The organism is Geodermatophilus sp. SYSU D00708 (assembly GCF_054050115.1).
Map to the genome: position 1 here is coordinate 23,184 of NZ_JBJGYS010000005.1, position 21,582 is coordinate 44,765.

20 protein-coding genes are annotated in these 21,582 nt (G+C 74.7%); 7 read left to right on the top strand and 13 right to left on the bottom strand.

Annotation, left to right across the window (positions count from 1 at the left end; translation table 11 throughout):
- Positions 1–6: 6 nt before the first annotated feature.
- Positions 7–306: a DUF3017 domain-containing protein gene (locus ACI79D_RS06110; protein WP_456917455.1), complete on the bottom strand. Its 300-nt coding sequence runs from the start codon at positions 304–306 to the stop codon at positions 7–9.
- Positions 306–1,175, bottom strand: coding sequence for a bifunctional methylenetetrahydrofolate dehydrogenase/methenyltetrahydrofolate cyclohydrolase (locus tag ACI79D_RS06115; RefSeq protein WP_456917456.1), 870 nt, complete (start codon positions 1,173–1,175; stop codon positions 306–308). Before ACI79D_RS06115 ends, ACI79D_RS06110 begins: the two co-directional genes overlap by 1 nt.
- A 101-nt stretch (positions 1,176–1,276) precedes the next feature.
- Here ACI79D_RS06115 and ACI79D_RS06120 point away from each other — a divergent pair, with 101 nt between their 5' ends.
- Positions 1,277–1,909, top strand: coding sequence for a hypothetical protein (locus tag ACI79D_RS06120; RefSeq protein ID WP_456917457.1), 633 nt, complete (start codon positions 1,277–1,279; stop codon positions 1,907–1,909).
- 14 nt (positions 1,910–1,923) lie between these two features.
- Here ACI79D_RS06120 and ACI79D_RS06125 read toward each other — a convergent pair whose 3' ends face one another.
- The 8 genes from ACI79D_RS06125 to ACI79D_RS06160 form a co-directional block, all read right to left on the bottom strand.
- Positions 1,924–2,592 (bottom strand): pentapeptide repeat-containing protein, encoded by a 669-nt coding sequence (locus tag ACI79D_RS06125; RefSeq protein WP_456917458.1) that lies wholly within the window; start codon positions 2,590–2,592, stop codon positions 1,924–1,926.
- An 11-nt stretch (positions 2,593–2,603) separates the two neighbouring features.
- On the bottom strand, positions 2,604–4,154 hold the full coding sequence (gene purH, locus ACI79D_RS06130; protein ID WP_456917459.1) for a bifunctional phosphoribosylaminoimidazolecarboxamide formyltransferase/IMP cyclohydrolase: 1,551 nt from the start codon (positions 4,152–4,154) through the stop codon (positions 2,604–2,606).
- Complete coding sequence (gene purN / locus ACI79D_RS06135) at positions 4,151–4,756, bottom strand: phosphoribosylglycinamide formyltransferase (protein ID WP_456917460.1); 606 nt, start codon at positions 4,754–4,756, stop codon at positions 4,151–4,153. Before purN ends, purH begins: the two co-directional genes overlap by 4 nt.
- 56 nt (positions 4,757–4,812) lie before the next feature.
- Positions 4,813–6,009 (bottom strand): cell division protein PerM, encoded by a 1,197-nt coding sequence (locus tag ACI79D_RS06140; protein WP_456917461.1) that lies wholly within the window; start codon positions 6,007–6,009, stop codon positions 4,813–4,815.
- A 124-nt stretch (positions 6,010–6,133) separates the two neighbouring features.
- Positions 6,134–7,408: a hypothetical protein gene (locus tag ACI79D_RS06145; protein ID WP_456917462.1), complete on the bottom strand. Its 1,275-nt coding sequence runs from the start codon at positions 7,406–7,408 to the stop codon at positions 6,134–6,136.
- A 362-nt stretch (positions 7,409–7,770) separates the two neighbouring features.
- Entirely contained in the window at positions 7,771–8,649 is an 879-nt protein-coding gene (gene sucD / locus ACI79D_RS06150) for a succinate--CoA ligase subunit alpha (protein ID WP_456917463.1), read from the bottom strand.
- Positions 8,650–8,679: 30 nt separating this feature from the next.
- The gene (gene sucC / locus ACI79D_RS06155; protein WP_456917464.1) at positions 8,680–9,843 is read right to left on the bottom strand and encodes an ADP-forming succinate--CoA ligase subunit beta; all 1,164 of its coding nucleotides are present in this window, start codon (positions 9,841–9,843) and stop codon (positions 8,680–8,682) included.
- 123 nt (positions 9,844–9,966) lie between these two features.
- Positions 9,967–10,902 carry a hypothetical protein gene (locus tag ACI79D_RS06160; RefSeq protein ID WP_456917465.1) on the bottom strand — a complete coding sequence of 312 codons (936 nt, stop codon included), beginning with the start codon at positions 10,900–10,902 and terminating at the stop codon, positions 9,967–9,969.
- Positions 10,903–11,337: 435 nt separating this feature from the next.
- On the opposite strand from ACI79D_RS06160, the gene ACI79D_RS06165 reads away from it, so the two are divergent.
- Both ACI79D_RS06165 and ACI79D_RS06170 read left to right on the top strand, forming a co-directional pair.
- Positions 11,338–12,144, top strand: a complete 807-nt coding sequence (locus ACI79D_RS06165) for an esterase/lipase family protein (RefSeq protein ID WP_456917466.1) — start codon at positions 11,338–11,340, stop codon at positions 12,142–12,144.
- Positions 12,145–12,390: 246 nt separating this feature from the next.
- Complete coding sequence (locus ACI79D_RS06170; RefSeq protein ID WP_456917467.1) at positions 12,391–13,206, top strand: M23 family metallopeptidase; 816 nt, start codon at positions 12,391–12,393, stop codon at positions 13,204–13,206.
- Between the two features lie 161 nt (positions 13,207–13,367).
- Here ACI79D_RS06170 and pcrA read toward each other — a convergent pair whose 3' ends face one another.
- Positions 13,368–15,665: a DNA helicase PcrA gene (gene pcrA / locus ACI79D_RS06175; RefSeq protein WP_456917468.1), complete on the bottom strand. Its 2,298-nt coding sequence runs from the start codon at positions 15,663–15,665 to the stop codon at positions 13,368–13,370.
- Between the two features lie 271 nt (positions 15,666–15,936).
- Between pcrA and ACI79D_RS06180 the strand changes: the two genes are divergently transcribed.
- Positions 15,937–16,212 (top strand): chorismate mutase, encoded by a 276-nt coding sequence (locus ACI79D_RS06180; protein ID WP_456917469.1) that lies wholly within the window; start codon positions 15,937–15,939, stop codon positions 16,210–16,212.
- Positions 16,213–16,311: 99 nt separating this feature from the next.
- On the opposite strand, the gene ACI79D_RS06185 is transcribed toward ACI79D_RS06180, so the two are convergent.
- A complete protein-coding gene (locus tag ACI79D_RS06185; RefSeq protein ID WP_456917470.1) occupies positions 16,312–16,719 on the bottom strand; it encodes a YybH family protein in 408 nt (135 codons plus the stop codon).
- 165 nt (positions 16,720–16,884) lie between these two features.
- On the opposite strand from ACI79D_RS06185, the gene ACI79D_RS06190 reads away from it, so the two are divergent.
- Together ACI79D_RS06190 and sigJ are read left to right on the top strand one after the other, a co-directional pair.
- Positions 16,885–17,439 (top strand): carboxymuconolactone decarboxylase family protein, encoded by a 555-nt coding sequence (locus ACI79D_RS06190; protein ID WP_456917471.1) that lies wholly within the window; start codon positions 16,885–16,887, stop codon positions 17,437–17,439.
- Positions 17,436–18,407 (top strand): RNA polymerase sigma factor SigJ, encoded by a 972-nt coding sequence (gene sigJ, locus ACI79D_RS06195; protein WP_456917472.1) that lies wholly within the window; start codon positions 17,436–17,438, stop codon positions 18,405–18,407. The genes ACI79D_RS06190 and sigJ overlap by 4 nt, the downstream gene beginning before the upstream one ends.
- Here sigJ and ACI79D_RS06200 read toward each other — a convergent pair.
- Entirely contained in the window at positions 18,332–20,629 is a 2,298-nt protein-coding gene (locus ACI79D_RS06200; protein WP_456917473.1) for a putative bifunctional diguanylate cyclase/phosphodiesterase, read from the bottom strand. The two genes, sigJ and ACI79D_RS06200, sit on opposite strands and share 76 nt — an antisense overlap.
- Positions 20,630–20,771: 142 nt before the next feature.
- Here ACI79D_RS06200 and ACI79D_RS06205 point away from each other — a divergent pair, with 142 nt between their 5' ends.
- The gene (locus ACI79D_RS06205) at positions 20,772–21,506 is read left to right on the top strand and encodes a PIG-L deacetylase family protein (protein ID WP_456917474.1); all 735 of its coding nucleotides are present in this window, start codon (positions 20,772–20,774) and stop codon (positions 21,504–21,506) included.
- The last annotated feature ends 76 nt before the right edge of the window (positions 21,507–21,582 follow it).

Sequence of the window (21,582 nt, forward strand, 5' to 3'; positions counted from 1 at the left end):
CCTCCTTCAGCTACCGGGGATGGCGAGGGCGAAGGCGGTGAGGGTGACCCCGACCCCCACGAGCAGGACGACGTCCACCGGCCGGCTGCGGACGGCGAGGAAACCCACCCGGCGCAGCGGCAGCAGTAACCGGAGCACCCCGCCGCCGACGAGGACCAGGCCGACGACGACCAGGCCGCGCCGCCAGTGCTCGAAGGTCACCATGAGCAGGCCCACCGCCACCCCGACCAGCACCGCGAGCAGCGGCAGCTGCCGGAGCAGGCCGGCCAGGAAGGGCCGGCGGGTGTAGAGCGGCGGGCGGGACATCAGGAGGTCAGCATCTCCTCGGCCGCGGCCTGCTCGGCGGCGAGGACGACGTTCTGCAGCAGCATCGCGCGGGTCATCGGGCCGACCCCGCCGGGGTTGGGGGCGACGAACCCGGCGACGTCGACGACGTCCTTGGCGACGTCCCCGGCGATCTTGCCGTCCACCCGGCTGACGCCCACGTCGAGGACCGCGGCCCCGGGCTTGACGACGTCCGCGGTGACCAGCCCGGGTACGCCCGCGGCGGCGACGACGATGTCGGCCCGTCGCAGGTGGGCGGCCAGGTCCCGGGTCCCGGTGTGGCAGAGGGTGACCGTCGCGTTCTCCGTGCGCCGGGTCAGCAGCAGCCCCAGCGGCCGGCCGACGGTGATCCCGCGGCCGACGACCACGACCTCCGCGCCGGCGATCGGGACGCCGTACCGGCGCAACAGCTCGACGATGCCCACCGGGGTGCACGGCAGCGGGCCGGGCACGTTGAGGACCAGCCGGCCGAGGTTGACCGGGTGCAGGCCGTCGGCGTCCTTGGCCGGGTCCATGCGCTCGAGGACGACGCTCTCCTCGATCCCCTTCGGCAGCGGCAGCTGGACGATGTAGCCGGTGCACGCGGGGTCGGCGTTGAGCTCCTCGACGACGGCGAGGACGTCCTCGAGCGTGGCCGTGGCGGGCAGCTCGCGCTGGATGCTGGCGATGCCGACCTGGGCGCAGTCCGAGTGCTTGGCGTTGACGTACCAGCGGCTGCCGGGGTCGTCACCGACGAGCAGCGTGCCGAGGCCGGGCCGGTGGCCGGCGGCGGTGAGGGCGGCGACGCGTTCGGTCAGCTCCGCCCGGATGGCTGCTGCGGTGGCCTTGCCGTCGAGGATCGTCGCGGGCACGGCCGACAGTCTGCCCGAGAGCGCTCCACGCGACCGACCGCGGCCCTACCCTCGCAGGACAGCGGGCGCCTTCCCCGCCTGCCGATCCGCGAGGAGAGCAGATGACCGAGCGCGACCAGTCCCCGGCCGGCACGCAGCGCGGCAGCGGTGACTGGCGGGAGCAGACCAGTCCGGGGCTCGTGCCGATGGGCGGCCCGCAGACCGACGCCGGGCCGGCCGGGAACGCCGGGGCGACGTCCTACACCGCGCCGGAGTACTCGACCAGGCCGGTGACCGTCCGGCGTCCCGACACCTTCGCCAGCCTGCTGCTCATCCTGGCGGGCATCGCCGCCGCAGTGAGCCTGCTCCTGCGCTGGCTGCCCGGCAGCGACCTGACGGGGCTCGACCTGGTCCGCCGCGGCTTCGACGACGTGGGGCAGGGCTTCGGGCGGCTGTTCGAGACCGGGTTCTGGCAGCCCATGGCCGTGATCCTCGGCGGCGGGGTGCTGTTCGTCCTGGGCCTGCTCATGGTGGTGCCGGCCCGCACGCACCGGTTCCTCGGGGTCCTCGCGCTGCTGGTCAGCCTGGTGGCCGCGGCGGGCGTGGTGGTGCCGCTGGCGGGCATCGGCTGGGACGTCGCCGAGATCGACACGGGGTTCTGGTTCGCCGTCGCCGTCCCGGTGCTGGGCCTGCTCGGCGCCCTCAAGGCGATGTTCACCGGCCCGAAGTACGGGACCCACGGCCCCCGCGACTGAGGCCTGGCCACCCGTCAGTCCGCGACGAGGGCGCCGTGGGCGCGGGCGAACTGCACCGCCTGGACCAGGTCCACCCGCACGCCGGTGAGGTCGAGCGCCCGCCAGTGGACCGCGTCGGTCGACGCGCCGCGTAGATCGGCGCCGCGCAGCTTGGCGCCCTGCAGCCGGGCGCGGTCGAGGTCGGCGCCGGTCAGGTCGCTCTCGCGCAGGTCGGCGTCGGTCAGGTCGGCCTCCCGGAACCGCTGACCGGACAGGTCCAGGCCGGAGAGGTCGACCCCGCGCAGCGACGTCCACGACCAGTCGCAGTCGGTCGAGGTCATCGGCCGCAGCTGCGCACTGGGGAACTGCGAGCCGGTGAGCTTGCAGCCCTCCCAGACGACGTCGAACAGCCGCGCGCGGTCGAACCGGCAGGACAGGAACGCCGTCCCCTGGTGCCGGGAGCCGCCCATCCGGACGCCGGTCAGCACGCAGGAGTCGAACACACAGCGGCGGGTGACCAGCTCCTCCAGCCCGGCGTCGTCGAACCGGCAGCGGGTGAACGTCACGTTGTCGAGCTGCGCCCCCCACCAGTCGACCCGGGCGAGGTCGGCGCCCTCGACCTGCGCGCCCGGCTCGGGTGGACGGACGTGCGGCTTCGGCCCCGTGTGGGGACCCGCGCCGAGCTTGCGAGGTGTGGGGGGCACGGGGTCCTGTCTCAGTGGGCGAAGTGGCGGGTGCCCGTCAGGTACAGCGGCACGCCCGCGGCCGCCGCGGCCGCGATGACCTCCTCGTCGCGCACCGACCCGCCCGGCTGGACGACCGCGCGCACCCCGGCGTCGAGCAGCACCTGCAGCCCGTCGGCGAACGGGAAGAACGCGTCGGAGGCGGCGACCGAGCCCGCGGCCCGCTCCCCCGCCCGCGCGACGGCCAGCCGGGCGGCGTCCACCCGGTTCACCTGACCCATCCCCACGCCGACGGTCGCCTTGTCGTGGGCCAGCAGGATCGCATTGCTGCGCACCGCGCGCACGCTGCGCCAGGCGAACACCAGGTCGTCGAGGCCGGCGGCGTCCAGCGGCTCGCCGGTGGCCAGCGTCCAGGTCGTGGGGTCGTCGCCGGGGGCGTCGATGCGGTCGACGGTCTGCAGCAGCAGCCCGCCGCTGATCGGCCGCAGCTCGGTCGCGGAGACGCTGGCTTCGGGCAGCCGCAGCAGCCGGATGTTCTTCTTGGCGGTGAGCACCTGCAGGGCGTCGTCGGTGAACGACGGCGCGGCCACCACCTCGGTGAAGACGCCGGCGACCTGCTCGGCCATTGCCAGGTCGACCTCGCGGTTGGCCGCGATGACGCCACCGAAGGCGGACACCGGGTCGCAGGCGTGCGCCTTGCGGTGCGCCGAGGCGATGTCGGTGCCGACGGCGATGCCGCAGGGGTTGGCGTGCTTGATGATCGCCACGCAGGGGTCGGCGTGGTCGGAGGCGGCCCGCACCGCGGCGTCGGTGTCGACGTAGTTGTTGTAGGACATCTCCTTGCCGTGCAGCTGCTCGGCGTGCGCCAGCCCCGGCTGCCCCCCGCGGTAGAGCGCGGCCCGCTGGTGCGGGTTCTCGCCGTAGCGCAGCACGTCGGCGCGCTCCCAGCTCGCGCCGACCCACGCCGGGAAGCCGGACTCGTCGTCGGGCGCCACCACGTTGCCGAGCCAGGACGCGACGGCGATGTCGTAGGTGGCGGTGTGCCGGAACGCGGCCACGGCGAGGCGCTGCCGCTCCGGCAGGGTGAAGCCCCCGGACGCGACGGCGGCCAGGACGTCGCCGTAGCGGGCCGGGTCGACGACGACGGCGACCGACGGGTGGTTCTTGGCCGCCGCGCGCACCATCGCCGGGCCGCCGATGTCGATCTGCTCGACGCACTCGTCGGGGGTGGCGCCGGAGAGCACCGTCTCGGTGAACGGGTAGAGGTTGACCACGACGAGGTCGAACGGCGCCACGTCGAGGTCGTCGAGCTGCTGCACGTGCTCGGGCTTGCGGCGGTCGGCCAGGATGCCGGCGTGGACGGCGGGGTGCAGGGTCTTCACCCGCCCGTCGAGGCACTCGGGGAAGCCGGTGACCTGCTCGACGGGGGTGACCGGCACGCCGGCGTCGGCGATCCGCCGGGCGGTGGCGCCGGTGCTCACCAGCTCCACGCCGGCGTCGGCCAGACCGCGGGCCAGCTCCTCGATCCCGGCCTTGTCGTAGACGCCGAGCAGGGCGCGGCGGATCGGGGTGCGGTCGCTCATCGGGGGTCCTCCGTGTGCTGGGTGACGAGTCGCGCCACCGTCTCCACCAGGAGCTCGCGCTCCACGGCCTTGATCCGTTCGTGCAGCCGGGCCTCGTCGTCCCCGTCGAGCACGGGCACCTCGCGCTGGGCGAGCACGGGGCCGGTGTCGACGCCGGCGTCGACCAGGTGCACGGTGCTGCCGGTGACCTCCACCCCCGCGGCCAGCGCGTCCCGCACGGCGTGCGCCCCGGGGAAGGCGGGGAGCAGCGCGGGGTGGGTGTTGACGAGCCGGCCGCCGAAGGCGTCCAGCACCGCCGGGCCGACGATCTTCATGAACCCGGCGGAGACCACCAGGTCCGGCCGGTGCTCGGCGATGGCGCCGGCCAGGGCGCGGTCCCACGCGGCGCGGTCGGGGTGGTCGCGCAGGGCGCAGACGAAGGTCGGGATCCCGCGGCGGCGGGCGTGCTCGAGCCCGGCCGCGTCGCGGTCCCCGCCCACGGCGACGACGGTCGCGGGGTACCCGGGGTCGTCGGTGGCGTCCAGCAGGGCCGCGCACAGCGAGCCGGTCCCGGACAGCAGGACGACCACCCGCGCCCGCGGGAACGGCTCGGGAGCGGGCACGCCAGCGACCCTAGCCGGGGGCCGCCGACGGCCCGCTCGACGGGGGGCCGGAGGACTCAGCCGAGCGAGCGCCAGCGGGCGATCGCGGCGCCGACAGCGGCGGCGATCCCCGCCTGGGCGGCGACGGCGAGCCCCGTGGCGACACCGGGCGCGCCCACCTCGGCCAGCGCACCGTCGCCGAGCGACCCGCCGGCCACCCAGGCGAACAGGCCGCAGGCCAGGCCCAGGAGGACGCCGGTGAGCACGCCCCACAGCCCGGCGGTCACCGAGCCGCCGTCCTCGTCGTCCAGCCGGCGACCGAGGGCGACCCCGGCGACCAGCCCGGCCAGCGCGGGCACCGCCTGGGACACGAACGCGACGAGCGGGACGGCCTGGGTGTCGGGGAGCGCCGCGAGCAGCGGCAGCGCCGGCACCGCGCCCAGCGTGACGCCGTGCACCGACACGAGCGTGCCCGTGCCGACGACGAAGCCCGGCCCGGCGGCCAGCCCGATCGCGGCGGCGGCCGCGTTCGGCAGCAGGAGCACGCCGAGCGCCAGCAATCCGACCGTCCCGGCGCCGGCACCGCCCAGTGCCCCGGACAGCGCGGCGTACCCCCGGGTGTCCGACGCCAGCGCCACCGCCACCACCGCCAGGCCCAGGGCCAGCGCGGCCAGGAACCCGGCCAGCACCGCGCGCAGCACCGGCCGCACCGGTGTGGGCAGCCGGTCCAGCACCGGGTCGAGGACGCCGGACTCGCGCACCGTGCCCCAGCCGGCGGCCACTCCGGCCAGCACCGCGCTGCCGAGGAGGCAGCGCAGCAGGTCGACGTCGGCTCCCGGCCCGTCGACGGCGAGCCCCACGAGCAACGCCACCAGGACGTGCGTGGCGACCAGCGCGCCCAGGACGGCGCCGACGTCCCGGATCTCCCGGACGTCGCAGGCCCGGACGACGCCGCGGCCGGCGCGCGACAGCCCCCACGCGACGGCGAGGGTCAGCAGCAGCGGGGCCAGCACCAGCGGGCCGGACCCGAGGGTGAGGCCGCCCCCGTGGGCCAGCAGCCACAGCCGGCCGGCCAGCCGGGCGGACCCCGCGACCGGCAGGCCGCCGGCCGGGTCGAGGGTCTGCACGACCACGACCGCCAGCCCGAGTCCCAGGAGCCCGAGGACCGAGACCGCCGTGGCGGCCACCACCGCCAGCACGGGACCGGTCCGGGGCCCACGAGCGGCGGACTCCCGCTGCCCGGGGAGGGTCAGTCGTGCGAGCAGGGAGACCACCCCTCCACTGTCCCAAGGCCGGACCACGATCGCCGGGATCCGCGCCCAACGGTCCGCACAAAGCCGACGGGGGCCGGCGGCCCCGTGGCCGCCGACCCCCGTCGTCGGAGTCGGTTCGTGCTCGTCAGGCGCTGCCCGAGGGCTGCCCGGACCCGGAGGCGGTGGACCCGCCCTCGCCGGTCCCGGGGTCGTTGCCCGGAGCCGTTCCGGCACCCGGCGCGGACGGCGGCTGGGCCGGACCGGCCTGACCGGGAGCCTGCTGACCGGGAGCCTGGTGGCCGGGAGCCTGGTGGCCGGGAGCCTGGTGGCCGTAGGACTGCCCGGCGCCCGGCTGGCCGTACGGCTGCTGACCGTAGGCCTGCTGCTGACCGTAGGGCTGTTGGCCGTAGGACTGCTGCTGCCCGCCGGGAGCACCGAACTGCGGCCCCGGCTGGTTGGCCCACTGGCCGGCGTCGGCCGGCCCACCCGACAGTGCGGGGCGGTTCTTCAGCTCAGGCAGCAGGGCGAGGACGGCGAAGGCGAGGATCGCCAGGGCGACGAGGAAGCCGAGCAGAGCCCAAACGGAGAACGAGAAGCCCTCGCTGAACGAGTCCAGCCAGCCCAGGAGGGCGAACAGCACGCCCACGGCCGCGAGCCCCACGGTGACGAAGGACCGCGGGAAACCCAGCCGCAGCGGGACCAGCGCCGGCAGGACGGCCCAGACCCCCGCCAGCAGGAAGAAGAAGAAGGCCGTCTTCACCTGGCCCGACGCCCAGCCGCTGAAGCTGAAGTCGGTGCCGAAGAAGGCGTCGTCGAACTGGTACCAGGGGAAGAAGGAGAGCACGAGGAACAGCAGGGCGCCGCCCGCGACGACGTAGTCGCCCGTCTTCAGCCGCTTGAGGTCGAAGCCGGCACCGCCCGCGGTGCCGGCCGGGCGGCCGTAGGGACCCTGGCCGTACGGCTGCTGACCGTAGGGGCTCTGGCCGTAGGGCGGCTGGCCGTAGCCCGGCTGCCCGTACCCCGGCTGCCCGTACCCCGGCTGCCCGTACCCCGGCTGCCCGTATCCCGGCGGGTAGCCCGGCTGCCCGTAGGGCTGCTGAGGGGGCTGGCCGTAGGGCTGCCCCGGCTGGCCGCCGTACTGCGGCTGCTGCCCGTACCCCGGAGGCTGCTGCCCGGCGTAGCCGGGCTGCTGCCCGGCGTAGCCGGGCTGCTGCCCGTAGCCCGGCTGCCCGTGCTGCGGCTGCTGCCCGTACGGCGAGGACTGCCCGTACTGCGGAGGCTGCTGCCCGGGCTGAGGCTGACCGGCCTGCTGTCCGTACGAGGACTGCCCCGGCTGCTGGCCGTACTGCGGCTGCCCGGGCTGCTGGTCGTGGCCCGGCTCCCCGTGACCGCCCGGGGGTGGCGGCGGCTGGCTGGTCATCGCGGGGCGCTCCTCGGTAGTTGCGTGATCACTGACGCAATGCTGGTCAGCGGTCGAGACGGGCGGCGACGCGGCACGCCCGGGCGTCGCCGTCCGTGACGGTATCGAGTCCCCCTGCAGACACCGCTGCCCGGCGACCTCGGGTGAGGTCACCGGGCAGCGGTGTACCGGTCGTCACCGGCGTGGCGGGTCGCTCCGTCAGCCGACGATGGCACGGGCCGGCTTCCGCCCCTGCTCCGCTCCTCGGTCGCTGGCGCTCCCTGCGATGCTCACGGCAGCGTCAGCCGACGACGGCACGGGCCGGCTTCCGCCCCCGCTCCGCTCCTCGGTCGCTGGCGCTCCCCGCGATGCTCACGGCAGCGTCAGCCGACGATCTCCCGCATCAGGCGCGCGGTCTCCGACGGCGTCTTGCCCACGCGAACGCCGGCGGCCTCGAGGGCCTCCTTCTTGGCCTGCGCGGTGCCGGCCGAGCCGGACACGATCGCCCCGGCGTGGCCCATGGTCTTGCCCTCGGGCGCGGTGAAGCCGGCGACGTAGCCGACGACCGGCTTGGTGACGTTGGCCTTGATGAAGTCGGCGGCCCGCTCCTCGGCGTCCCCACCGATCTCACCGATCATCACGATGGCCTCGGTCTCCGAGTCGTCCTGGAAGGCCTGCAGGCAGTCGATGTGCGTGGTGCCGATGACCGGGTCGCCGCCGATGCCGACGCAGGTGGAGAACCCGATGTCGCGGAGCTCGTACATCATCTGGTAGGTCAGCGTGCCGGACTTGCTGACCAGCCCGATCTTGCCCTGCTTGGTGATGTTGGCCGGGATGATGCCGGCGTTCGACCGCCCGGGGCTGATCAGGCCGGGGCAGTTGGGCCCGATGATCCGGGTGGAACCGCCCTGGGCGTGCGCCCAGAAGTGGGTCGAGTCGTGCACCGGGATGCCCTCGGTGATGACGACGGCGAGCCCGATCTGGGCGTCGACGGCCTCGATGACGGCGGCCTTCGCACCGGCCGGCGGCACGAAGATGACGCTGACGTCGGCGCCGGTCTCCTTCATCGCCTCGGCGACCGAGCCGTACACCGGCACGCTGGCGCCGCCGTCGAAGTCGACGTTCTGGCCGGCCTTCTTGGGGTTCACCCCGCCGACGATCGACGTGCCCGAGGCCAGCATGCGCTGGGTGTGCTTGCGCCCCTCGGAGCCGGTCATGCCCTGGACGATGACCTTGCTGTTCTCGTTGAGGAAGATCGACATCTCTGTTGTGTCCTGTCGGAGTCGGGGCGGTCAGGCGGCGGCGAGCTCGGCGGCCCGGCGCGCAGCGCCGTCCATCGTGTCGACCAGGGTGACCAGCGGGTGGTTGGCCTCGGCGAGGATCCGCCGGCCCTCCTCGACGTTGTTCCCGTCCAGCCGGACGACCAGCGGCTTGGTCGCTTCGTCGCCGAGGAGCTTCAGCGCGGACACGATGCCGTTGGCCACCGCGTCGCAGGCAGTGATGCCTCCGAACACGTTGACGAACACGCTCTTCACGGCCGGGTCGGACAGGATGATGTGCAGGCCGTTGGCCATGACCTCGGCCGAGGCGCCGCCACCGATGTCGAGGAAGTTGGCCGGCTTGACCCCGCCGAACTCCTCACCGGCGTAGGCGACGACGTCCAGCGTGCTCATCACGAGCCCGGCGCCGTTGCCGATGATCCCGACCTCGCCGTCGAGCTTGACGTAGTTGAGGTCCTTCTCCTTGGCCGCGGCCTCGAGCGGGTCGGCCGAGGCGCTGTCCTCGAGCTCCTCGTGCTGCGGGTGCCGGAAGCGGGCGTTGTCGTCGAGGGTGACCTTCGCGTCCAGCGCGAGGACCGTGCCGTCGGGCGCCTTGGCCAGCGGGTTGACCTCGACCAGCGTGGCGTCCTCGGCGCTGAAGGTGTCCCACAGCTGGACGGCGATGGCGATGACCTGGTCGCGGACCTCGGCGGGGAAGCCGGCGGCGTCGACGATCTCGGCGGCCTTGGCGGTGTCGACACCGACGGTGGCGTCGACGGGGATGCGGGCCAGCGCCTCCGGGCGCTCGACGGCCAGCTGCTCGATCTCCATGCCGCCCTCGACGCTGGCCATCGCCAGGAAGGTGCGGTTGGCGCGGTCGAGCAGGTAGGAGAAGTAGTACTCCTCGGCGATGTCGCTGGCCTGGGCCACCATCACGCGGTGGGTGATGTGGCCCTTGATGTCCAGGCCGAGGATGTCCTGGGCGCGGGCGCGCGCGTCCTCGGCGTTGTCGGCGAGCTTGACGCCGCCGGCCTTGCCGCGGCCACCGGTCTTCACCTGCGCCTTGACGACGACGGTGGTCCCGATCTCGCGGGCGATCGCCTCGGCCTGCTCGGGGGTCTCGGCGACGCCGCCGGGGAGGACGGGTACGCCGTGGGAGGCCAGAAGGTCACGGGCCTGGTACTCGAAGAGATCCACGAACGAGCACGGTAACGCCCGGCGGACCGCGTCGTCCCACCGGCACCAGGAGGCGTGCTCGGCATCACACCGGCCGCCAGCGCGATTCTGCGGAGCGGAAGCCGCACCGCCGGCGGGACCGCCTCAGGCGGCCCGCGACGGACGGCGCAAGCGCCAGGCCAGCGCGGTCAGGACGGCGTACCCGAGCCCGGCCACGAGCAGCCCGGCACCGGGCAGCGTCCACTCCAGCTGGTCGGAGACGGCGGCGTCGCGCAGGCCGGACAGCGCCGCCGCGAGGACGACGGTGGCGATCGCCAGCAGGCCGCCGACCGCGGCGAGCCGGGGCCGCAGCGAGGGTGCCAGCACCGAGCACAGGACGACGGCCCCAGCCAGGAGCAGCCCGCCCAGCAGCGCCAGGCCGGGCCGCTCGAGCAGCCCCTGCGGGCCGTCCTGCTCGACGACCGTCTGCATCCCCGTCGCCGGGTCGGTGACGATCCGATCGGGGACGTCGGCCGCGGGCAGCACCAGGCACAGGACGGTGCCCACCCCGAGGAGCGTGGCGACGCCGGCCAGCGTCGGGCGGGCGGGGTCGAGCGAGCCGCCGTCCTCCATGACGGTCCGCCCCCAGGCGAGCGCGGCGACCAGGCCCGCCAGCACGGTCAGTCCGAGCGAGACCGCGCCCAGCACCCACCCCGCGCCGATCTGCACCGAGCTGGTCAGCACCTCCCGGCCGGCCAGCACCTCCACCGCCGGACGGACGGTCGAGGCCTGGGCCCGGTAGACCTCGATGAGCAGCAGGCCGAGGGCCAGCGCCCCGGCCACGCCGGCGTACGCCAGGCCCAGCCGGGGGACGCGCCCCGCCGCGAGGACGCCGCCGACGACCGCGCCGACGAGCGGCGTGAGCAGGACGACCAGTGCCCCGCCGAACCCCCCGGCCTGGGCGACGTCCTGGCCGCCCACGACCAGATAGGTCGGGAAGGCGCCGGCCACCCCGGCGAGGCCGGCGAGGACGAGCAGCACCCCGCACAGGCGCGCGACCGCCGGCACGTCGCCGACGACCAGGCCGTCGGCGGGACCCACCGGCGCGGGATCGGCAGCGGGCCGGCGGGGCCCGGCGCGACGGGCGGACGCCGCCCGGGCCGAGGAGGGCACCGCACTGTTCCGGTCGGCGCCCCGCTCGGGGCCGGCGGCCCGGACGCGGTCGCGGTTCCGGGTGGAGCCATCGCGGGCGGCCACGGTTCCCCCTTCGTCGGGTAGGTCACGAACCGGCGTCGATCCGGCCTCGGCGCGGCCAAGTCGTGTGACGGCTGTCACACGACAGCTTTACCGTCGGGTTAACCGGGCATTGGCAGAGGGCGGCACTCACCACCGGCCGACGTCGAACCCGGGCTCCACCGGTGGTCACGAACGGGGAGGGACACGATGATGCGCCCACTCGGCGACCCGGAGTCCGAACCAGCCTCGCACACGACGACCGCCGATCCGCGGACGCCCCGGGGCGGCCTGCGCTCCCTGGTGACCCGCACCGCCCTGACCGGCGGGATCACCGAACTGGCCCTCGTCGGGGCACACGTGCTCATGTACCCACTGGGCGCCCGCACCGACCCGCTGCGCGTCGACCCGCGGTGTCGCCCCGGTGACCAGCCGCCCGACGTACGGGCGCTGTTCGCCGCCGACCCGTTGGCCGCGCGCGTCCCCGTGGTCCTCGTGCACGGCCTGGTGGACAACCACTCGATCTTCGCGGTGATGCGCCGCAGCCTCCGGCGGCGCGGGTTCGCCCACGTCTGCTCCTGGAACTACAGCCCCCTGCTCTCCGACGTCGCCCGCGGCGCCCGGGACCTCGGCGCCCACCTGGAGCGGATCTGCGAGCAGACCGGACACGACCGAGTACACGTGGTCGGCCACAGCCTGGGCGGGCTCATCGCCCGCTACCACGTCCAGCGGCAGGGCGGCGACCGCCGGGTGGAGCAACTGGTGACCCTCGGGACGCCGCACCAGGGCTCGGTCCTGGCCCACCTGCTGCCGACGCCGCTGGTCCGCCAGCTGCGCCCGGGCTCGCCGGTGCTGCGGGAGCTGGCCGAGCCGGCGCGCGGCGTGCGCACCCCGGTGACCGCCATCTACAGCGACCTCGACCAGGTCGTCATCCCCACGGCTGCCGGGCGCTGCGACCACCCCGACCTGCAGGCGCGCAACGTGCTCGTCCGCGGGGTCGGCCACACCTCGTTGCCCTTCCACCGCGGCGTGCTCGACGAGGTCGCCGCCACCCTGGCCGGGGTGCGCACCCCGCAGGCGCTCCGGCCGGCACCGACCGCCGTCGCCTGAGCCGCTCCCCGCTCCTCCGCCCGCCGGATGCCGTCGGGCCCTCGGACGCCTCACGCAGATCACACGTTGCAGACAAGGCGACACGGAGTGTCGTTGACCCTCGGCGACCTGACAGAACGTTACGGTCCGATCACGGCGCCGACACCCGTCGGCGGGCGTCCTGCCGGACGCCTCAACCGCCGTCGCTCCCCCGACGGTGTGCCTCCTGGCACCGGTCGGGAGGGTCGCTGACGAAGAAGGTGCTCCGTGACCCCGCAGACCGGGCCTGCACTGTTGGAGCGACCCAGGACCGACCGGAAGCCGGGTCCGGTCGTCCCGGCCCCGCGCTCCTCCACCGAGCCCGTCGCCGACGTCCCGGCGCCCGTCCCGACCGCCGACGACACCGCCGAGGCGCCCACCCGGCGCCGCGCGGTGCCGCGTCCGCCGGGTCGGCGCGGTCCCCTGTGGCTGGCCGCGCTGGTCGCCGGCGCCGTGGTCGCCGCGCTGCCCAGCGCGCTCGGGTCCGACGCCGGCGACCTCAGCGTCAGCGCCGCCGAGTACGGCCTCGGCACCGCCTCCGACGTCGGCCTGATCAGCGACATGGAGGACGCCGGGGTGCGCCGCGGCATCACCGAGGCAGAGGCCCAGGCCCGCCTCGGCGAGCTGGCCGCCTCCCGTGCCGCGCGCGAGCCGAAGACCGTCCTGCCGACCCCGAGCCGGATGAGCACCTGCTTCTGCATGCGCTGGGGCACGATGCACTGGGGCATCGACCTGGCCGCGCCGCTGGGCACGCCGATCGTCGCCGCCGTGGACGGCGTCGTCATCCGCGCCGGCGCCGCCTCCGGCTACGGCAACGCGATCTACATCCAGGACGCCGACGGCAACGTCCACATCTACGGCCACATGCGCTACTACTCGGTGAAGGCCGGCGACATCGTGCACGCCGGTGACCAGATCGCCAAGGTCGGTAGCGAGGGCCAGTCGACCGGGCCGCACCTGCACTACGAGATCCACCGCGGCGGCATGACCGGCCGGCCCATCGACCCCCAGCAGTACCTGGCCGACCACGGCGTCGCTCTTTGATTGGTCGGCCTCCGGCCGACACCGCGGCCACGTGCCCGCCCGCTGTGCCGGTGTTCCTCGTGCTCTGCGGGCGCTGCAGGACCCGCAGAGCACGAGGAACACCCGCAAATCCCCGGGCCGGGCGACCTGGCCGCGCGACCCTTCGGGCCCCCTCGTCGACGCTAGAGCTTGACGAGCGGGGCGTAGCGCAGCACGAGGCGCTTGGTGCCGCCCGAGCCGAAGTCGACCGTCGCCTGGGCCTTGTCGCCGGCGCCGGTGACCTCGACGACGGTGCCCAGGCCGAACGCGTCGTGGCTGACGCGGTCCCCGACCTCCACCGAGATCACGGCGCGGTTGCCCGCCCCGCCGCGCAGCCCGCCGGTCGACAGCCCGGTGGCGGCCACCCGCTGCTGCGCCGACCGGTACCCGGTGCTCGGTGCCGGCACCGGCTCCTTCCCCGCCCAGTGCACGGTGTCCCCGGGCAGCTCGTCGAGGAAGCGGGACGGCGGGTTGTACGCCGGCTGGCCCCAGCTGGTGCGCACCGTCGCCCGGGAGAGGAACAACCGCTGCTGGGCGCGGGTGATCCCCACGTAGGCCAGCCGGCGCTCCTCCTCCAGCTCCTTGGGGTCCCCGAGGGCCCGCAGGTGCGGGAAGACGCCGTCCTCCATGCCGGTGAGGAAGACGACCGGGAACTCCAGGCCCTTGGCGGTGTGCAGGGTCATCAGCGTCACGACGCCGGCGTCGTCACCCGCGACAGGGATCTGGTCGGCGTCGGCGACGAGCGACACCTGCTCCAGGAAGTCGGTGACCGAGCCCCCCGGGTTGGCCGCCTCAAACTCGGCGGCCACCGAGATGAGCTCGTTGAGGTTGTCGACCCGTCCCTCGTCCTGCGGGTCGGTGCTGGCCTGCAGCTCGGTGAGGTAGCCGGTGCGGTCGAGGATGCTTTCCAGCAGCGCGGCCGGCCCGGAGCCGGTCTCCACCAGCCGCTCGAACTCCTCGAGCAGCGCCACGAACTCCTGGATCGCCTTGAGCGAGCGGGTGGCCAGGTCGCCGATCTCCGCGCACCGCCGCAGGGCCGTGGCGAAGGCGATCCGCTCCCGGTCGGCGAAGTTCTCGACGCAGGTCTCCGCCCGCTCGCCGATGCCGCGCTTGGGCGTGTTGATGACCCGGCGCAGGCTGACGACGTCGGCCGGGTTGGCGACCACCTTGAGGTAGGCCAGCGCGTCGCGGACCTCCTTGCGCTCGTAGAAGCGCACCCCGCCGACCACCTTGTAGGGCATGCCGACGCGGATGAACACCTCCTCGAAGACACGGGAGGCGTTGTTGGTCCGGTAGAAGACGGCGATGTCCTTGGGCCTGGCCTTGCCCTCGTCGACCAGCGCGTCGATCTGCTCGGCGACCCAGGCGGCCTCGTCGTGCTCGTTCTCCGCGACGTAGCCCTCGATGAGCTCGCCGTCCCCGGCGTCGGTCCAGAGGTTCTTCGGACGGCGGCCGGTGTTCTTCGCGATGACCTGGTTGGCCGCCTTGAGGATCCGCTGCGTGGAGCGGTAGTTCTGCTCCAGCAGGATCGTCGTCGCGTCCGGGTAGTCGCGCTCGAACTCGTCGATGTTGCGGATCGTCGCGCCGCGGAAGGCGTAGATCGACTGGTCGGCGTCACCCACGACGCACAGCTCGGCCGGCGGCACCGGCCCCTCCCCGGTCCCCACCAGCTCGCGGACCAGCACGTACTGCGCGTGGTTGGTGTCCTGGTACTCGTCGACCAGGACGTGCCGGAACCGGCGGCGGTAGTGCTCGGCGACGTCCGGGAAGGCCTGCAGCAGGTTGACCGTCGTCATGATCAGGTCGTCGAAGTCCATGGCGTGCGCCTCGCGCAGCCGCCGCTGGTAGAGGGTGTACGCCTCCTTGAGCACCTTCTCCGGCGCCGTGACCGGGGCGAAGGACTCCTCGTCGACCAGCTCGTTCTTCAGGTTCGACACCTGGGCGGCCAGGCTGCGGCCGGGGTAGCGCTTGGCGTCGAGGTCCAGGTCGCGGGCGACCATCGTCATCAGCCGGACCGAGTCGCCCTGGTCGTAGATCGTGAACGACGACTTCATGCCGAGCTTGGCCGCCTCGGCCCGCAGGATCCGCACGCACATCGAGTGGAACGTCGACACCCACATGGCGCGGGCGCGGGGACCGACGAGGGCGGCGACGCGCTCCTTCATCTCCCCGGCGGCCTTGTTGGTGAACGTGATGGCCAGGACCTCGCCGGGCTGCACCCCGCGGGCACCGAGCAGGTAGGCGACCCGATGGGTCAGGACCCGGGTCTTGCCCGAGCCGGCGCCGGCCACGATGAGCAATGGGCTGCCCTCGTGGACGACGGCCTGCCGCTGAGGGCCGTTGAGACCGGCGAGCATCCGGTCCAGCTCCCGCCCCACGGAGCCGGAGGCGGAGCGCTGGAGTGCGGCGGTACCGGGGAGGGCCTGCTGGACGCTGCTCATGACGACACCACTGTAGTTCGGACGGGTGACGCTCCCCGGGGCCGCGGAACGTCCGCCACACCCACCCCGGGACGTCGTGGCGATCACACCCGGAGATGTGGCAGACTCCCCGCCGTGCTCACCGCGCTCAGCTTTTTCTACGGCCACCGGGATCCGGTGTCCGTCACCGCTGGCTGAGCACACGCCGCAACAGACGCCCCGGGCCCGAGGAGCCCGGGGCGTTTCTCGTTCCCGGGGTCCGACGGCCACCCGCCCGCCCTGGAGGAACCCGATGACCGCCACGGTCCCCACCGCCGCCGCTGACGCCGACGAGCGCATCACCGAGCTCCGCGAGCAGATCGACGACTGCGACGCCGAGATCATCCGGCTCGTGCAGCGCCGGTTGGCCGTCTCCCAGCAGATCGGCGAGCTGCGCCGCGCCGCCGGCGGCACCCGGCTGTCGCTGTCCCGCGAGCAGCAGGTGCTGGCCCGCTTCCAGGACGCGCTCGGCCGCGACGGCGCAACCCTCGGCATGATGCTGCTGCGCCAGGGCCGCGGCCGCCTCTGAAGAAGGACCCCGTCCTCCTCACCGCTCGCAGGCTCGCGGCGAGCCTCTGGACGGGGCCGCCCCGGGACGCGGCCGGCTGGGCCGGCCCAGGACCGGGACTCAGCCGCGGCGCGGGTCCATGGGCGGGAAGTCCGCGTGGCGGTGCACCAGCCACCACTGGCCGTCCACCCGCCGGTAGACATGGGTGACCCGCAGCGTCATGGGCCGCCGCTCGCCGCCGTCGACACGGACCACGCCGTGCTCGGAGCCGACGGTGTAGGCGAGGTCCCCGTCCACGTGGACGACGTCGTCGGTCGGGGTGAGCGCCCCGTCGCTGAACCGGCTGCCCACCCACTCGAAGGTGCTCGTCACGTCGGCGTGGCCCTTCTCGATGGGCCCCCACGCACCGAACAGGGTGACGTCGTCCGACCGGGGCCACAGCGCCGCGTACGGGGCCGGGTCGCCCGACCCCATCGCCGCCAGCGCATCCGCCGTCCGCTGCAGGGCCTTGTCGAAGTCCGGGTCCATGTCCGCTCCTCCCCCGGCGGCGCCGCCGCGCCGGGCCACCGGAACCGCCCCGTGGGCTCGCCAGGGTCCTCGGGACCGCGTGGGCACGAAACCCCGGCGGGCGTGTCACGTCCTGGCCGGCCGTCCCGTCTCCATGTGCACCACCCGATGGAGAGGACGACCACCATGGCCCGCATCCCGCTCGACCCGCCCCGCACGCCGGTCACCCGGCTCGCCGAGTGGTACGCGCGCCGGACCTACGGCGCGCTGCCCGACCCGCTGGCCGCCATGGCGCACCACCCGGGGGTCCTGGTCACCGACGCCGGGTTCGAGATGTCCCTGGCCCGCTGGAACCGGCTCGACCGCACGCTCAAGGCGCTGGCCGTCATGGCGTCGGCCGTCGCGATCGGCTGCTCCTGGTGCGTGGACTTCGGCTACTGGATCAGCAGCCAGGAGGGCGTGGACCCCGCGAAGCTGCGGGCGGTCCCGACGTGGCGGGACAGCGACGTGTTCACCGACCTGGAGCGCCAGGTGATGGCCTACGCCGAGGCCGTGACGGCGACGCCACCGGACGTGACCGACGAGATGGTCGCCGCGTTGCGGCGCGAGCTCGACGACGCGCAACTGGTCGAGCTCACCATGATGGTCGCCGTGGAGAACGTCCGGTCGCGCTTCAACTCCGCGCTCGGCCTCACCAGTCAGGGCTTCCGGGACCGCTGCGACCTCCCGGCCGCACCGTGACCGAGCAGCCGTCCCCCTTCGACCGGCACCGGCGGCTGCTGTTCACCGTCGCCTACCAGATGCTGGGCAGCGTCGCCGACGCGGAGGACGTCGTCCAGGACGCGTGGCTGCGCTGGTCGGCGGCCGACCGGTCCGACGTCGCCGACCCGCGGGCCTACCTGGTGCGGATCACCTCCCGGCTGGCCCTGGACCGGCTGGCCGCGGCCCGCACTCGCCGGGAGAGCTACGTCGGACCCTGGCTGCCCGAGCCGCTGCTCACCGGTGCGGCGCCGGTCGCCGGGGCCGCACCGCCGCCGGACCCGGACGACGCCGCCGAGCTCGGCGAGCAGGTCTCGCTGGCGCTGCTGGTGGTCCTGGAGACGCTCTCCCCCGCGGAGCGGGCCGTGTTCGTGCTGCGGGAGGTGTTCGGGCTGCCGGCCGCGGAGGTGGCCGCCACCCTGGGCCGCAGCGAGGCCGCCGTCCGGCAGATGGCCCACCGCGCCCGCGAGCACGTGCAGGCCCGGCAGCCGCGCTTCGACGCCGATCGGGCGGCGCAGCGGACGGTGACCGAGCGCTTCCTGGCCGCCTGCGCCGGTGGGGACGTCGACGCGCTCCTGGCCGCGCTCGCCCCCGACGTGGTGCTGATCTCCGACGGCGGGGGCCGGGCGAAGGCGGCGCTGCGGCCGATCTCCGGAGCGGACAAGGTGGCCCGCTTCCTGCTGGCGACGGCCGCCCAGGGCCTGGCCGTCCCGGACCTGCGCATCGAGGTGGCCGACCTCAACGGCGCACCGGGCGTCGTCCTGTGGTCCGGGGCCGCGCCGTTCCTGACGCTGTCCCTCGTGCTCGTCGGCGGGCACGTCCAGCAGGTGCTGGTCGTCCGCAACCCCGACAAGCTGCGCGGGCTCGCGGCCGGTCAGCCGGCGAGGACCGCCCACCCGGCCAGCAGCCCGGGGACGGCGGAGGCCGGGACCGGCCGGCCGAGCAGGTAGCCCTGCGCCCGGGGGCAGCCGAGACCGCGCAGGGTGGCGAGCTGCCCGGGGCGCTCGACCCCCTCGGCGACCACCGGCAGGCCGATGTCGCGGGCCAGCCGGAGGACGGCGCCGAGCAGCGTCGCCGCCCGCGGGTCGCTGTCGCTGCGCTCGAGGAACGACCGGTCGATCTTCACCGAGTCCAGCGGCAGCGTGCGCAGCCGGGCCAGCGAGGACTGGCCGACGCCGAAGTCGTCGAGGCACACCCCGACGCCGAGGGCCCGGAGCCGGGTGAGCACCCGCTCGGCCGCTTCCGGATCGGGGAGCAGACCCCGCTCGGTCAGCTCGAGGACCAGCTGCCCGGGGGCCAGTCCGTGCCGGGCGACCAGCTCCCCGACGGTGGCGACGAAGGTGGGCGCGGCCAGGGACGACGGTGCCACGTTGACGTGCACCGCCACCGGCGCGCCGCGGTCCGCGGACCAGCCGGCCACCCGCGCGCAGGCCTCGCCGAGCAGCTGCACGGTGAGCTCGTCGATGAGCCCGGTGCGCTCGACGACCGGCACGAAGACGTCGGGACCGACCTCGACGCCGTCGGGCCGCCACCGGGCCAGCGCCTCGAGCGCCACGACACGGTGCGTCCCCAGCTCGACGATCGGCTGGTACTCCAGCGTGACCTCGCGCTCGGCGACGGCCACGCGCACCCGCTCGCGCAGCTCCCCCTCCTCCACCTCCAGGAGGTTGAGGCCGGACGTGTAGGCCACGACCTGGTCCTTGCCCGCGCGCTTGGCGGCGTACATGGCCAGGTCCGAGCGGACCAGGAGCTCGTCGACGTCCACGGTGGCGTCACTCGCCCCGAGCGTGCTGACGCCGACGCTGGCGCGGACCGACAGGGACCGTCCGCCGACGGACACCGGCCCGCGGAGCGCCTCCAGCAGCCGCGTCGTGGTGGCGGAGGTGTCGGCGCCGTCCTCGAGCAGGACGGCGAACTCGTCCCCGCCGAGCCGGGCCACCGTGTCGCCGATGCGCACCGCGTCCCGCAGCCGCTCGGCGACCCTGACCAGCAGCTGGTCCCCGGTGGCGTGGCCCAGCGTGTCGTTGACGACCTTGAAGTCGTCGAGGTCGAGGAACACCACGGACACCGGGCGGAGGTCGCGGCGGTGCAGCTGCAGCGCGTGCTGCAGGCGGTCGCGGAACAGGGCCCGGTTGGCCAGCCCGGTGAGGCCGTCGTGGAAGGCCTGGTGGCGCAGCATCGTCTCGCGCCCGGCCAGCTCGCCGGCCAAGCGGACGTTGTCCCGCAGCGCCACGAACTGGCGGCTGAGCAGCAGGGTGATGACGACGGTGGCCAGGAGCATCTCCGCCCGGCCGAGTGGGCGTCCGACCATGGTCACCGTCAGGCTGCTGGTCAGGGCCGCGGCCACCGGCAGGTACGGGAGGAAGGTGGTGCGCACGCCCCGGCCGCGCGCCGTGGCCGCCCCACCGGGCGCGCCGGCCCGGGAGAGGGCACCCGCCGCGGCGATGGCGAGGAAGGCCAGGACCCAGCCGCCGTCGACGACCCCGCCGTCGTAGGCGCTGGTCGACTGGAGGAACGCGAACGCGCTGTCGGAGACGCTGAGCGCGACCAGCCCGGCGCCCACCAGCAGCAGGTCGGCGTCGCGGCGCCGACTGCGCGCGAGGGTGAGCAGGGTCAGGACGACGAGCAGGACGTCGAGGACCGGGTAGGCCACCAGGAGCAGGGTCTCCAGCGGGTCGTTGGTCGTGCTGCCGTTGACCACGGCCTCGAGTGCGGTCTGCCAGCTGACCAGCCCCACGGCGGCCGACGTCATCACCGCGTCGGAGGTCCGCTGCCAGCGGCCGCGCACGCCGCCGTCGGCGGGGTGCAGCAGCAGCCCCACGGCGGCGAACAGCGGGAAGGCGAGGAAGCCGGCGTCGGCCGGTGACGGGAAGGGCGCGAGCCGGCCGGCGACCTCCTCCACGGTCCAGTACGCCTGGCCGGCGGTCCACCCGGCGCAGGCCAGCGCGAACGCTGCCCACGTCGCGCGCAGCCGGCCGGCCGACCGCACCGACCGCCAGGCCGTCGATCCGGTGGCCGCCCCGGCCGCGCCGAGCTGGAAGAGGTCGGAGGCCACCGGGGACGGGCCGTCGAGCGACCAGACCGCGACCGCGGCCCAGGCGAGCACCACCGCGGCGCAGGCGAGCACGACACCGCGCGCCGCCGCCTCCCGGTGTGCGGGAACCCGTCCCATGTCGCCCCTCGTCTCGCGGGCGCTGGTCGCCCTCCCTGCTGTGATCGGCACACGACGGCCGCGGCCGCATGACCCGGGAGGGGGAGATGCTGGTCGGCCCGGTCCGCTGCGCCGCCTCCGGGGGACACCTAGGCTCCGGCGGGTGACCTCGCCGCAGTCCCGCCGTCCCGCCGAGTCCGTCGACCGCGCGCTGTGCGTGCTGGCCCACCCCGACGACGTCGACTTCGGCAGCGCCGGGACGGTCGCGACCTGGACCGCGGCCGGCACCGAGGTCACCTACCTGATCGTCACCGACGGCGACGCGGGCGGCTTCGACGAGACCCCGCGCGAGGCGATGGGGCCGCTGCGGCGGGCCGAGCAGGAGGCGGCGGCCAAGGCCGTCGGGGTCACCGACGTCCGCTTCCTCGGGTACCCCGACGGCCGGCTGGAGCTGACCCTCGACCTGCGCCGCGACATCGCCCGGGTGATCCGGCAGGTGCGGCCGCAGCGGGTGCTGACCAGCTCGCCGGAGCGGTTCTACGAGCGGATCGGCGCCAGCCACCCCGACCACATGACCGTGGGCGAGTCGACGCTGCGGGCGGTCTACCCCGACGCGCGCAACCCGTTCGCCTTCCCCGAGCTGCTCGCCGAGGAGGGGCTCGAGGCGTGGACGGTGGGCGAGGTGTGGCTGACCGCCAGCCCGCGCGCCGACCACGCCGTCGACGTGACCGACGTCGTCGAGCTGAAGTTCGCGGCGTTGAAGAGCCACGTCACCCAGGTGAGCCACCGCGACGACCTCGAGGAGTTCGTCGGCGGCTGGATGCGGCAGACCGCGTCGCGCTTCGGCCTGCCGGCCGGACGGCTCGCCGAGGCCTTCCACGTCGTGTTCACGGCGTGACGCTGCGCGGCTGCCGCGCGCTCGGCAACCTGCCTCTAACACTGGACCCCGGACCGTAATCCACCGTCCGTTGGAC